Here is a 12,955-nt window from a genome sequence, read left to right on the forward strand (position 1 = left end):
AACCCGGATACGGCCATACGGACCGGACCCGGATACGGCCCCGGTGGACCGGATCGCAGCCCCACCGGCCCGTGGCGCCCCGCTCGAAAGGGTGAACCTACCCCCGAATGCGGCGTGTCCCGACATCGGAGGCGCCACGGTGCGGGAGGGGCGGGTGGTGCCGTCACCCCCGCGCCGGGCGCGGGCGGCGCGGGAGCGGGCGTGAGGGGAGTGACCGTGGAACCAGTCAAGGGGAGGCCACCGGCACCGCTGCGGGACCGGGCGCGCTACCGGTTCGACCGGACGCTGGCACGGTCCACCGGCACCCTGATGGGCTGGCTGGTCCTGATCTGCCTGGCAGTCGTGGTCCCGGTGAGCACGGTGCTGGTGTGGACCGACCCGGCCGTGCCCAGGTCGCTGGCGGACCGGCTGACCGCGGTGTGGCGGACCAGCGCCGAGACGCTCCGCCTGGGTTCGGCCACCGGCGCCCCGCTCCGGCTGGCCCTGTCGGCCCTGCTTGGGCTGGTCGCCCTGCTCGGCGTGTCGACCCTGGTGGGGGTGGTCACCACCGGTCTCGCCGACCGTATGGCGGAGCTGAGCCGGGGCCGGTCGCGGGTCCTGGAGCACGGGCACGTCGTCGTACTCGGCTGGTCGGACCAGGCGACCACCGTGGTGAGCGAGCTGGTTGCGGCCCAGGCCCCGCACCGGCCGCGGGCCGTCGTCCTGCTCGCCGACCGGGACAAGGCGGAGATGGAACGCGCGCTCGCCGCCCACCTCCCGCCGTCCGCCCGCGGGCGCCTCGTCTGCCGCAGCGGCCCCGCGAGCGATCCCGACGTGCTCGCGCTCGTCAGCCCGCACACGGCGAGCACCGTACTGGTGCTGCCCTCGGGGGAACCCGCGGCGGACGCGGAGGTGCTCCGGGTCCTGCTGTCGCTGCGCGCCGTGCTCGGCGAGGACACCGACGGGCCGCCGGTGCTCGCCGCGGTGCGCGACGACCGGTACCGCGCCCCCGCGCGACTGGCCGCCGGCCCGCGCGGCACGGTCCTGGAGACCGACACCGTCACCGCCCGGCTGATCGCCCAGTGCGTCGGCAGACCGGGACTCTCCCTCGTACTCCGCGACCTCCTCGACTTCGCCGGCGACGAGTTCCACCTCGCCGACGCCACCGCCTTCCACGGGGACACCTTCGGCAACGCCCTGCTGGGCCATCCGGACTCCTGCGCGGTCGGTCTCCTCACGCCCGACGGCCGTACGCTGCTCAGCCCACCGGCCGGCACCCCGGTCGAGCCGGGCAGCCGCCTGATCGTGCTCGCCCGCGACGACGGCAGCACACGGGTGGAGGACTGCCGGCATCTGGTCGATCCCGCCGCGACCGCCACGGGCGACCCCCCGCCCGACGACCCGACCCGCCTGCTGGTGCTCGGCTGGAACCGGCGCGCCCCGCTCGTCGTCGGCCAGCTGCGGGACACCGCCCGCCCCGGTTCCGTCCTGGACGTGATCACCGACAGCGCGGTCCCCGCGCCGAGGGAACCCGGGATCGGCACACCGACGGCGCCCCCGTCGGTGAACGGCACACCCGAAGGCGCTGCCGTGCGGTTCCGGTCCGCCGCGCTGTCACGGCCCGAGGCACTGCTCGGGCTCGACCTCACCCCGTACGACGGACTGGTCGTCCTCGGACCCGATCCGGGCGAGGGCCCGGACCACCCCGACGACTGGACTCTCGTCACTCTGCTGGCCCTGCGGCTGCTGGAGGAGCGCGCCGGACGGGAGCTGCGCGTCGTCACCGAGCTCACCGACGACCGCAACCGCCCGCTGGCCCCCGTCAACCACGGCTCCGACGTCATCGTCAGCGGCAAACTCACCGGACTGCTGATGGCCCAGATCACCCAGAACCGGCATCTGGCCCCGGTCTTCGACGAGCTGTTCGCCGGCGACGGAGCGAACGTCCTGCTGCGCCCCGCCAGTACGTACGTCCGTACGGGCGCCGAGACCACCTTCGCCACCGTCGTCGCAGCCGCCCGCGACCGCGGCGACTGCGCGATCGGCTACCGCTGCCACGACCGGTCCGCCCCGGGTACGGACCACGGCGTCCGGCTCAATCCGCCCAAGGGCGAGCGGCGCGTGTGGAGTGCCGGGGACCAGGTGGTCGTGGTGGGGACGCCTCATGGGAACACCGCCGCCGGGTCCGGACCGCCGCGCCGGGGCGCGTACCGGGACACCTACCGGGCCGGTCCCGTCGGCAAGGGCCGCCTCTGAGACGTCTCGCCGAGTGCCTTCCGCCGGTCTCCGGCCGGACGACGGCACTTCGACGACACGTCCTAGACTTGCCGGGTGGACGGGTCTATGGGGTTGCGGGAGCGCAAGAAGCAGCGGACGCGGGAGACCATCTCCGAGGTCGCGATCGCGCTCTTCCTCGAGCACGGATTCGACCAGGTCTCCGTCGCCGACGTCGCCGCCGCCGCCGAGGTCTCCAAGCCGACGCTCTTCCGGTACTTCCCCACCAAGGAGGACCTGGTCGTCCAGCGGTTCGCCGACCACCAGGACGAGGCCGCCGAGGTGGTGCGGAACCGTCCGGCCGGAGTGGGCCCGCTCGACGCCCTGCACCGGCACTTCGTGGAGGGGCTGGAAGCCGGCGACCCCGTCACGGGACTCAGTGACCACGAGGCCGTCCTCGCCTTCCACCGCCTCCTCCACTCCACCCCCGGCCTCGTCGCGCGCTCCGCGCAGTACCTCGCCCGCGCCGAGGAGGAGCTGGCCCGCGCCCTCACCGAGACCCTCGACGGGGAATCCCGGGAGATCACGCCCCGGCTGCTGGCCGGCCAACTGGTCGCCACCCAGCGCATCCTGGCCATGGCGAACTGGCAGCGGATCGTGGACGGCAGGTCCGCCGAGGACGTCCGCCCCGAAGCCCTCGCCGACGCCGACCACGCCTTCTCCCTGCTGAGCCGCGGCCTCGCCACCCTCGGAGCCGCGCCGGAGACGGCGCACGGAACCGCGCGCGAGGCAGCGCGCGAAGCAGCGCGTGAAGCGGCGCACGGCACCGCGCACGAGGCAGCGCGTGACGAGGCGCACGAGACCGCGCACGGAGCGCCGTCCGACCGCGGCGGCACTCCCGCCACCGGCTGACGCTCCGGCGCCCGGCCCGCCCTCCGCGCGCCCGCTCACCCCCCCCACCCGGCGTGTGCCGCATGTGGTGTCGGGCACAGCCGCTGCCCCGCACCGGATACCCCTCCGCGCCCCGCCCCTTGTGCCCGCTGGTGCGTCCGTCCCCGGAGGCCGGTGCGCGCGGGGCCGGGGTGACGGGGATCTCCTTCCGCAGGGCGGCGGCTCTCGGGCACTGTGGTGCGGTCGGGGGACACTCCACTGCCGCACGACCGAGCGAGATGCCATGACCGCGACCACCGCAGCCGCCGAACAGCTCCACCTCCACCTCTCCCGCCGCGCGCGTCGCGCCCGTACCGGCGGTCCGGAGGAGCGGGGGCCGAAGGTCCTGGAACACGTCCTCGGCTGGACCCTCGTCGTCGTCCTCGCCCTTCTCGTCACCCGGGCGGGACTCATGTGACTGCCGCGTCCGGCCGACCCTGACGCACAGGGACGGCCGACCGTGACGCACAGGGACGGCCGACCGTGACGCACCGGGACGGCCGGCCGTGACGCACGCGGCGTCCGGCCGTGACGCGCACGAGCCGCCGGGCAGCTTCCCCTGACGGATGATCACAGCCTCCGCGGCCCCGTGACGGCGGCGCCCCGATCGGGCATACTCGACGCGCCACAGCCGCTGACCGGCATCTTCCGCGATCCGGAAGGGCAGGATCGGCTGGGCACGCACCGCTTGTGCCGGGCCCCGCCCGGACCACTCGGCGAACGCGGTTCCCCACCCCGGGCCCGTCCGCCGTCACGCCCGACAGGGAGGAGAGCGCCGTCATGCCCGACCGAGCCCCGCAGCAGGTGGAACGCCGTCTGCCCACCGAGGAGTCCCGGCAACTGCTCATGCTGGTCCGCGACATCGTCGCCAACGAGATCGCGCCCAGGGCGGCCGACGAGGAGGAGGCGGGCCACTTCCCGCGCGAGCTTTTTTCCCTCCTGTCCGAATCGGGCCTTCTGGGTCTGCCGTACGACTCCGCCTTCGGCGGCGGCGACCAGCCGTACGAGGTCTACCTCCAGGTCCTGGAGGAACTGGCCGCCGCCCGGCTGACCGTGGGACTCGGGGTCAGCGTCCACTCGCTCGCCTGCCACGCGCTCGCCGGGTTCGGCACCGAGGAGCAGAGGAAGGCGCACCTGCCCGCGATGCTCTCCGGCGGCCTCCTGGGCGCCTACTGCCTCTCCGAGCCCGCGTCCGGCTCCGACGCCGCCTCGCTGCACACCAGGGCGGTGAAGGACGGTGACGACTGGGTTCTCACCGGCACCAAGGCGTGGATCACCCACGGCGGCATCGCCGACTTCTGCACGGTGCTGGCCCGCACCGGCGTCGACGGCCCCCGGGGCATCACCGCCTTCCTGGTCCCCGGCGACGCCGAGGGGCTGAACGCGGCGGCCCCCGAGCGGAAGATGGGCATGAAGGGATCGCCCACCGCCCAGCTCAACTTCGACGGCGTACGGGTCCCGGACGGCCGCCGGGTCGGCGAGGAGGGCCAGGGCTTCGCCATCGCGCTCTCCGCGCTCGACTCCGGCCGCCTGGGCATCGCCGCCTGCGCGATCGGCGTCGCCCAGGCCGCACTGGACGAGGCCATCCGATACGCCACGGACCGGCGGCAGTTCGGGCGCCCGATCGCGGACTTCCAGGGGCTGCGCTTCCTGCTCGCGGACATGGCCACCCAGATCGAGGCCGGCCGGGCGCTCTACCTGGAGGCCGCCCGGCTCCGCGACGCCGGACAGCCCTTCTCCCGGCAGGCCGCCATGGCGAAACTGTTCTGCACGGACGCGGCCATGCGCGTCACCATCGACGCCGTGCAGGTACTGGGCGGCTACGGCTACACCCGTGACTTCCCCGTCGAACGCCTGATGCGGGAGGCCAAGGTGCTCCAGATCGTGGAGGGCACCAATCAGATCCAGCGGATGGTCATCGCCCGCCACCTCGCCGGCCCCGAAACGCACTGATCCGCTGGGGCAGCCCCGACCACACCGGCGTGGTCACGATCCGGGTCCATTCCCGGTCGTGACCGCCCGGCAGGGTTCGCCCGGACCCCTCCCAGTCGCGGAGCAGCGCGACGTAGATGGGGGAATCGGAGGGCGGCGCGGCCGACGGGGTCCGGACGGCGGGCGGCATCCCCGCCGGGGGAGCGCCCGCACCGGGGCGACCCGCGGCGGCGCGGGGTTCCGGCTGCGGGCGGAGCGGTGCCGTGGGCCGGGGAACCGATTCTTCGGATGGCGGTGCGACGAGACGGCGACGACCGGAGCCCGCCGCGGTGTCCGGGATGGTCATACCGGACCAACGCCCGGGGCGGCGTCGGGTCACTGTACGAAAGATGCGCGCCGATGTTCGAGTCGGTTCACGGACCGGTACCCGCACCACGCCGGCGGCGCCGTCGCGGTGCGCGGGGTACGGGATCGGCGGACTCGGGAGCTCAGGCGGCGCGGCGCATCTGCGGCATGCGCATCGGGCGCGAGCCGGGACCCCCGGCGTGCGAGAACGGCTGCATGCGCCAGTCGAGCCCCTGGGGGAGCGTCAGCAGCAGCGCGGTCTCCTGCTCCTGCACCTCCAGCGTCTCGTCGGCGGGCTCGGCCTCGGCCGCGTCGCGGCCCGTCCCGGCGCAGACGGTGAGCACGAACGGGTTCCAGGGGGTCGGGCAGAGTGCGTGCTCGGGGAACACGTCCTCGTCGGCCAGGAGCGCGATCGGCTGCTCGCAGTCCGGGCAGAAGACCCGGTACATCTCAAAGGTGTCGTACGCGTCGGACAGGCTGTCCTCGTCCGTATCGACGGGCTCCGGTTCGCTGTGACCGGTGAGCTTCAGGCTCTGCATGGGAAGTCCCCCCTCAGTGGGCCGGTGAGGCACTGTGGCCCCGACCACAGCAAGCACTTCCCTCCGTGACTCCGCTGTAACCGCCGGCGGGGTGGACAACAGGCGGTAAACATGTGGCCTTGGTCACATGGGGTCCGCAAGGGTCCTTCCGGCCTTCTCCGGACCGTCCCCCGAGCGGCCGGGGCCGTGTCCGCAAAGTCACGCCAGGCCCGTCGAACCCGGCCCGCCCGAGTGGTCAATCATCGCAAATGCCCGTACATGTCCGGTGCGTGGGCGATCCTCCGCTCCGCGTCCCCGCGTACCGGGCACCCCGCGGTGGCCCCGCCGGGCGTGTCGCGGGACTTTGCGGACAGGACCCTGGGCAATAGGTTGACCGCATGGAGGAGCTGGACCGTCAGATCGTGGAGTTGCTCGTCAAGGACGGGCGGATGAGCTACACCGACCTGGGCAAGGCCACGGGCCTGTCCACATCGGCTGTTCATCAGCGTGTCCGCAGGCTGGAGCAGCGCGGGGTGATCCGGGGTTACGCCGCGGTCGTCGACCCCGAGGCCGTCGGCCTGCCCCTCACCGCGTTCATCTCGGTGAAACCGTTCGACCCCAGCGCCCCGGACGACATCGCCGAGCGGCTCACCGGCGTGCCCGAGCTGGAGGCCTGCCACAGCGTCGCCGGTGACGAGAACTACATCCTCAAGGTGCGGGTGGCCACGCCGCTGGAGCTTGAGCACCTGCTCACCCGCATCCGCTCGCTGGCCGGGGTCTCCACCCGGACCACCGTGGTCCTGTCCACCCCGTACGAGGCCCGGCCCCCGCGCATCTGACCGGTTCACCCCGTACGAAGCCCCGGCCCTTCGCGCATCCGACCGCTCCGTGCCGGGCGTACGCCGGTCCACGCCGGCCCCTCCGGCGCGCCGTTCCGGGAGGGGCGCGGACCGGTGCCGCGGGGGCACGCGGGAGACTGGTCCCATGACCCAGAGCACCGCCCGTCGAAGCGCCCCCGAACACCGCACCGTGCTGCTGCGCGGTGGAGACGTCCACAGCCCCGCCGACCCGTTCGCCACCGCGATGGTCGTCGAACGAGGGCATGTCGCCTGGGTGGGCTCCGAGGGGGCCGCCGACGCGTTCGCGGGCGCCGCCGACGAGGTCGTCGACCTGGAAGGCGCCCTGGTCACCCCTGCCTTCACCGACGCCCACGTGCACACCACCTCCACCGGTCTCGCGCTCACCGGGCTCGACCTGTCGGGCGCCCGCGGCCTGTCCGAGGCGCTGGACCTCGTCCGCGCCTTCGCCGACGGCCGGCCCGCCGACGCGGTCCTGCTCGGCCACGGCTGGGACGCCGCGCGCTGGCCCGAGCGGCAGCCCCCGTCGCGCCGTGAGCTGGACGAGGCGGCCGGCGGCAGGGCCCTCTACCTGACCCGTATCGACGTGCACTCCGCAGTCGTCACCACGGCTCTCCTGGAGCGCGTCCCGGGGGTCACGGCGATGTCCGGCTACCGCGCCGACGGCCCGCTGACCGGCGACGCCCACCACGCGGTACGCGCCGCCGCGCACGCCTCCGTGACCGTGCGGCAGCGGGCCGACGCCCAGCGCGCGGCCCTGCGCCACGCCGCCTCGCTCGGCATCGGTACGGTCCACGAGTGCGGCGGCCCCGACATCTCCGACGAGGACGACTTCACCTCGCTGCTGGCCCTGGCCGGCGCCGAGCCCGGCCCCCGGGTCCTCGGGCTCTGGGCCGAGCACGTCGAGGATGAGAAGGGGGCCGCGCGCATCCGTGAGCTCGGCGCCGTCGGCGCGGCAGGCGACCTCTTCGCGGACGGTTCGCTCGGCTCGCACACCGCCTGCCTGCACGAGCCGTACGCCGACGCCCCGCACACCGGCTCCGCCCACCTGGACGCCGCCCGGATCGCCACCCACGTCGCGGCCTGCACCGAAGCGGGGCTCCAGGCCGGGTTCCACGCCATCGGCGACGCCGCGATCACCGCCGTCGTGGACGGCATCCGCGCCGCCGTCGAGCGGGTCGGCCTGGCCCGCGTCCGGGCCGCGCGCCACCGCGTCGAGCACGCGGAGATGCTCACCCCGGAGACGATCGCCGCCTTCGCCGAACTCGGCCTGACCGCCTCCGTGCAGCCCGCCTTCGACGCGGCCTGGGGCGGCGAGGACGGCATGTACGCCCGCCGCCTCGGCACCGAGCGCGCAGCGACGCTCAACCCCTACGCGGCCCTGCTGCGCGCGGGCGTGCCGCTCGCCTTCGGCTCGGACAGCCCGGTCACCCCGCTCGACCCGTGGGGCACCGTGCGAGCCGCCGCCTTCCACCGGAACCCGGAGCACCGGATCTCCGTACGCGCCGGATTCACCGCCCACACCCGGGGCGGCTGGCGTGCCGCGGGCCGCGACGACGCGGGAATCCTGGTGCCCGGAGCTCCGGCCGACTACGCGATCTGGCGTACCTCGGAACTGGTCGTCCAGGCGCCCGACGACCGGGTCGCCCGGTGGTCGACCGACCCTCGCTCCGGCACCCCTGGCCTGCCCGATCTCTCTCCGGAGGCCGATCTCCCCGTCTGCCTGAGCACCGTCGTGGGCGGACAGACTGTCTACGTACGACCGAACGAGTGATGAGACGATCTTCCGTACCGCCGATCGATGGGGGGAGCGGTCGCACGCGACCTGCGGATCTTCGCCGCTGACCAGGCAATATGAGACAAGACCGCTGGTCAGGCCGTTGTTGACAGAAAGCGGTCACCGGCCGGTAGGTTCGGCCGGGTCCACCACAGGACGTCCACCGGTCGAACCTCCATGCAGTCGTCGAACGCCGCTGGGTCACGGGGTGGTGAGCCGCACCGGCCCACCGTCACTGACAGCCAGGTTCAGCGCCCGCGCCTCGGGGGCGAGGGAAGGTTTCGCCGGTCGGCGGGTGCGACCCGGGTGGGGCCCGGACGTCCAGTAGACAACGGCTTTCGGTCGACCCGCAGCCAGCGGGCGCCAGGTCGGCCCGAAGGGCGCCGGGCCCCGATCCGCAGGACCGCCGTCGGTGTGCGGACCGGGATCCCGTCGGAGGGTTCGCCACTCGTTCACCGGAAAGCCGCCGCGGTCCGGCGCTGATCTGTCCTCACTTCCACGGGTCTGTCCCGCGGTCCGGGCGCCGCCGTACGCCCGGGGCGCACGACGGGTCCCGGACGGTCGATATGGTGTGCATCTGCGTACGGACCTTTAAGGGGCAGTTAGTGAACGACGGCGGTCAGCGGCGGTACGACCCGCTCGGCAGAGTCCTGGTGATCATCCCGACCTACAACGAGGCCGAGAACATCAAGCCGATCGTCGACCGGGTGCGTTCCGCCGTCCCGGAGGCCGACATCCTGGTCGCCGACGACAACAGCCCCGACGGCACCGGCAAGATCGTCGACGAGATCGCGGCCGAGGACGCCCACGTGCACGTGCTGCACCGCAAGGGCAAGGAAGGACTGGGCGCCGCCTATCTGGCCGGATTCGCCTGGGGTGCCGAGCACGGCTACGGCGTCCTCGTCGAGATGGACGCGGACGGCTCCCACCAGCCCGAGGAGCTGCCCCGCCTGCTCACCGCCCTCAAGGGCGCCGACCTCGTCCTCGGCTCGCGCTGGGTGCCGGGCGGCCGGGTGGTGAACTGGCCCAAGAGCCGGGAGGTCATCTCCCGCGGCGGCAGCCTCTACTCGCGGCTCGCGCTCGGCCTGGACGTACGCGACGTGACCGGCGGTTACCGGGCCTTCCGCACCGAAACCCTCGAGGGGCTCGGCCTGGACGAGGTCGCCTCCCAGGGGTACTGCTTCCAGGTCGATCTGGCCCGCCGCGCGGTGGAGGCCGGATTCCACGTGGTGGAGGTGCCGATCACCTTCGTGGACCGGGAGGTCGGCGACTCCAAGATGAGCCGCGACATCCTGGTCGAGGCGCTGTTCCGGGTCACCGGCTGGGGCATCACCGCCCGGACCAACAAGGTCACCGACAAGGTGCTCGGCCGCAAGCCCGCCCGCCCCGCCGACGCCGGCCCGGAAGCCCGGGCCGAGGCCGCACCGGGCGCCGCCGCCGCGACCCAAGTCGACACCACCCCGGAAGCCCCGGCCTCCACCGCCCCGGACGCCGACCCCTCCTGACGCGCGCGCCCGCCCCGGGGCGGAACCGGGGCGGAACCGGGGCGGAACCGGGGCGGAACCGGGCCGGCAACCGGGGCGGAAGATCACCGGGGCGCCCCCCGCCCGCGCCGCTCGCAGCGCCGTGCAGGCACACTGGGGGCATGACGACCGGCACACCGCCCACGAACCGTCCCCGGCGCTCGCGCGTCCGCAGATTCCTGCCGCTTTCCATCGCCGCCTGGCTGGTGCTGGAGATCTGGCTGCTGATCCTGGTGGCCGACGCGGCCGGCGGGTTCACCGTCCTGCTGCTCCTGGCGGCGGGCTTCGTGGGCGGCGCGGCCGTGGTCAAGAAGGCCGGACGTCGCGCCTTCTCGAACCTCACCGAGACCCTCCGGCAGGCGCCGGGGCAGCCCGGCGGCGGGACGGAGCCGCCGGAGCCGCAGCCGGCGGCCCGGGGCAACGGCTTCCTCATGCTGGGCGGGATCCTGATCATGATCCCCGGCATGCTCTCCGACCTGGCCGGCCTCCTGCTCCTGGTGCCGCCCGTCCGCAAGGCCCTCAGCGGGCTCACCGAGCGGGCCCTGGAGCGCCGGATGGGCGCCGCCGCCCCGGGAAGCCTCTCCGGCACGTTCCAGCAGGCCCGTATGCACCGCCCGGACGGCAAGGTGGTCCAGGGTGAGGTCATCCGCGAGGACGGCACGCAGCCGCCCCCGCGCGGCGACGACGGACCCCAGGGCCCCCGGCCCCCGCTGACCCCCTGAGGGGCCTGCGAAAACACCGGGACGCACAAAGCCGCGGGCCGTGACACATGTTCTGTGTCACGGCCCGCGGCTGTAGTGGCCGCATGCGGTGCGGCCGTCCGTTCGGTGCTTGCGCGGATCAGGCGGACTTCCTGCTGTCCCGCGGATGCACGGCGATGTTCATGGCACCGGAGCGCAGGACAGCCAGCCTCTCGGCCAGCACCTCCTCCAGCTCCTCGCGGGTGCGCCGCTCCATGAGCATGTCCCAGTGCGTACGCGCAGGCTTGCCCTTCTTCTCCTCGGGGCCATCCCCGTCCACCAGGAGTGCCATGGCGCCGCACGCCTTGCACTCCCACTCCGGCGGAATTTCCGCCTCTACCGAGAAGGGCATCTCAAATCGATGCCCGTTCTGGCATGCGTACTCCACCGCCTGGCGCGGGGCCAGATCGATGCCGCGGTCCGTCTCGTAGCTGGTAACCACGAGTCGCGTGCCGCGGAGAGCTCGCTCACTCATGAATCGTGCCTCCCGGGCTTGTCGCCCACAGGACAGGTGTCGCTGTCGTCGTCATCCGGTCAACGTCCGCTCGGCGGTAAAGATTCCCGTTGCCGGCCATGCGTCGCCCGTCTTGCCGCTGCTGTATCAGGGTTGAATACCCACCGCTGCCCGGTTTGTCACTTTTGAACGGATGTGTCACTCAACAGCTTGACGTCATCCACGCGCAGTAACGGTCTTTCCGGGCAGGCCAAAGGCGTACACTACCGGCCTTTTACTTCAACGTCTAAATCCGTTCCGGTACGGGATTGCCCGCGGCGGCCACGGCGGCCCGTACCGGCACCCTGGCGAGCAGTACCGAACCGACGACGAAGAACACCACCAACGAGATGATCGCCTGCCGATAGCTGCCGGTCAGCTGGTACGCCAGGCCGAACACCAGCGGGCCCAGCCAGCTGAGTCCGCGGTCACTCATCTCGTACGCGGAAAAATACTCGGCTTCCTTGCCTCGCGGGACCAGATGCGAGAAAAGGGAGCGGGAGAGGGCCTGGCTCCCGCCGAGGACGAGCCCGATCGCCGCCGCCAGGACGTAGAAGAAGACCGGCGCCCCGGACGGCAGGAACCAGGCGGCGACCAGGATCAGCGTCCAGACCACCAGCGACGCCAGGATCGTGCGCTGCGCGCCGTACAACCGGGCGAGCCGCCCCATCCAGAGCGCGCCCGCCACCGCCAGGATCTGCACCAGCAGGACGGCGGTGATCAGCGTCGTCTGGTCGAGGCCGAGCTCCTCGGAGCCGAACACCGAGGCCTGGGTGATGACGGTCTGCACCCCGTCGTTGTAGATGAGGTACGCCAGCAGGAACGCGAGCGTCAGCGGGTGGCGCCGCATGTCGCGCAGAGTGGCGAGCAGCTGCCGCCAGCCCGAGCCGACGGCGCCCTCGCCGCCCGGCGCGGTCCGGCGGTCGCGCAGCCGACGCAGCGGCACCACCGTGAAAGCGCCCCACCACAGACCGGCGGAGGCCAGGCAGACGCGCACCGACTCCGACTCGGTCAGGCCGAAGGAGTCGTGCCCGGAGTAGAGGACCAGGTTGAGGACGAGGACGAACGCGCCCGAGGTGTAGCCGAACGCCCAGCCCCGCGAGGAGACCTCGTCCCGCTCGTCGGGTCCCGCGATCTGCGGCAGGTAGGAGTTGTACAGCACCATCGACACCGAGATCGCCGCGTTGGCCACGATCAGCAGGAGGGCGCCGAGCAGATACCGGTGGCCGTCCAGGAAGAACATCCCGGTCGTGGCCGCCGCACCCGTGTAGGCGGCGGCCGCGAGCAGCGGCTTCTTGCGGCCCGAACGGTCCGCGGCCGCCCCCACGATCGGCATGAGCACGACCGCGAGGACCACCGAAGCGGAGACCGCGTACGCGAAGAGCGACCCGGCCCGCACGGGTATGCCGAAGGGATGCACGAACCCCTCGGAGTCGGAGGCCGCCTTCGCCACCGAGGTCAGATAGGGCCCGATGAAGACGGTGACCACGCTCGTGGAGTACACCGAACACGCGAAGTCGTAGAAGTACCAGCCCCGCTGCTCCCGTTTGCGCGCGACGGCCTCCGCCGCGTCCCCCGGCCGCCCGGCAGGTTCCGTCGGCTCCGCCGTTCCTGTGGTTCCGGTACTCAACCCGCGCCCCCTGCTCG

10 protein-coding genes and 1 pseudogene are annotated in these 12,955 nt (G+C 73.1%); 8 read left to right on the top strand and 3 right to left on the bottom strand.

Translation table 11 applies throughout. The features are described 5' to 3' along the window. Positions 1 to 216: 216 nt before the first annotated feature. The 4 genes and pseudogenes from ACWCSV_RS13720 to ACWCSV_RS13735 all read left to right on the top strand — a co-directional run bounded on the left by ACWCSV_RS13720 (position 217) and on the right by ACWCSV_RS13735 (position 5,076). Positions 217 to 2,235: a CASTOR/POLLUX-related putative ion channel gene (locus ACWCSV_RS13720; RefSeq protein WP_451141724.1), complete on the top strand. Its 2,019-nt coding sequence runs from the start codon at positions 217 to 219 to the stop codon at positions 2,233 to 2,235. 75 nt (positions 2,236 to 2,310) lie between these two features. Next, positions 2,311 to 2,931, top strand: a pseudogene (locus ACWCSV_RS13725) (TetR/AcrR family transcriptional regulator); the annotation flags it as partial. 436 nt (positions 2,932 to 3,367) lie between these two features. Further along, positions 3,368 to 3,541 carry an SCO1431 family membrane protein gene (locus tag ACWCSV_RS13730; protein WP_451141726.1) on the top strand — a complete coding sequence of 58 codons (174 nt, stop codon included), beginning with the start codon at positions 3,368 to 3,370 and terminating at the stop codon, positions 3,539 to 3,541. Positions 3,542 to 3,903: 362 nt separating this feature from the next. After that, positions 3,904 to 5,076 carry an acyl-CoA dehydrogenase family protein gene (locus tag ACWCSV_RS13735; RefSeq protein WP_451141728.1) on the top strand — a complete coding sequence of 391 codons (1,173 nt, stop codon included), beginning with the start codon at positions 3,904 to 3,906 and terminating at the stop codon, positions 5,074 to 5,076. Between the two features lie 467 nt (positions 5,077 to 5,543). Here ACWCSV_RS13735 and ACWCSV_RS13740 read toward each other — a convergent pair whose 3' ends face one another. After that, positions 5,544 to 5,939: a hypothetical protein gene (locus tag ACWCSV_RS13740; RefSeq protein WP_328722830.1), complete on the bottom strand. Its 396-nt coding sequence runs from the start codon at positions 5,937 to 5,939 to the stop codon at positions 5,544 to 5,546. Between the two features lie 377 nt (positions 5,940 to 6,316). Between ACWCSV_RS13740 and ACWCSV_RS13745 the strand changes: the two genes are divergently transcribed. The 4 genes from ACWCSV_RS13745 (at position 6,317) to fxsA (ending at position 10,797) form a co-directional block, all read left to right on the top strand. Then, entirely contained in the window at positions 6,317 to 6,757 is a 441-nt protein-coding gene (locus ACWCSV_RS13745; RefSeq protein ID WP_327174629.1) for an Lrp/AsnC family transcriptional regulator, read from the top strand. 145 nt (positions 6,758 to 6,902) lie between these two features. After that, a complete protein-coding gene (locus tag ACWCSV_RS13750; RefSeq protein ID WP_451141730.1) occupies positions 6,903 to 8,549 on the top strand; it encodes an amidohydrolase in 1,647 nt (548 codons plus the stop codon). Positions 8,550 to 9,157: 608 nt separating this feature from the next. Continuing rightward, positions 9,158 to 10,057 carry a polyprenol monophosphomannose synthase gene (locus tag ACWCSV_RS13755; protein WP_451141732.1) on the top strand — a complete coding sequence of 300 codons (900 nt, stop codon included), beginning with the start codon at positions 9,158 to 9,160 and terminating at the stop codon, positions 10,055 to 10,057. A gap of 140 nt (positions 10,058 to 10,197) precedes the next feature. Beyond that, positions 10,198 to 10,797 carry an FxsA family membrane protein gene (fxsA, locus tag ACWCSV_RS13760; RefSeq protein ID WP_451141734.1) on the top strand — a complete coding sequence of 200 codons (600 nt, stop codon included), beginning with the start codon at positions 10,198 to 10,200 and terminating at the stop codon, positions 10,795 to 10,797. A gap of 118 nt (positions 10,798 to 10,915) precedes the next feature. Here fxsA and ACWCSV_RS13765 read toward each other — a convergent pair whose 3' ends face one another. Together ACWCSV_RS13765 and ACWCSV_RS13770 are read right to left on the bottom strand one after the other, a co-directional pair. Beyond that, a complete protein-coding gene (locus ACWCSV_RS13765) occupies positions 10,916 to 11,290 on the bottom strand; it encodes an RNA polymerase-binding protein RbpA (RefSeq protein ID WP_007262928.1) in 375 nt (124 codons plus the stop codon). A gap of 265 nt (positions 11,291 to 11,555) precedes the next feature. Continuing rightward, positions 11,556 to 12,938, bottom strand: a complete 1,383-nt coding sequence (locus ACWCSV_RS13770) for an MFS transporter (protein WP_451141736.1) — start codon at positions 12,936 to 12,938, stop codon at positions 11,556 to 11,558. Positions 12,939 to 12,955: the final 17 nt, after the last annotated feature.

This window comes from Streptomyces sp. NPDC001770 (assembly GCF_053596135.1).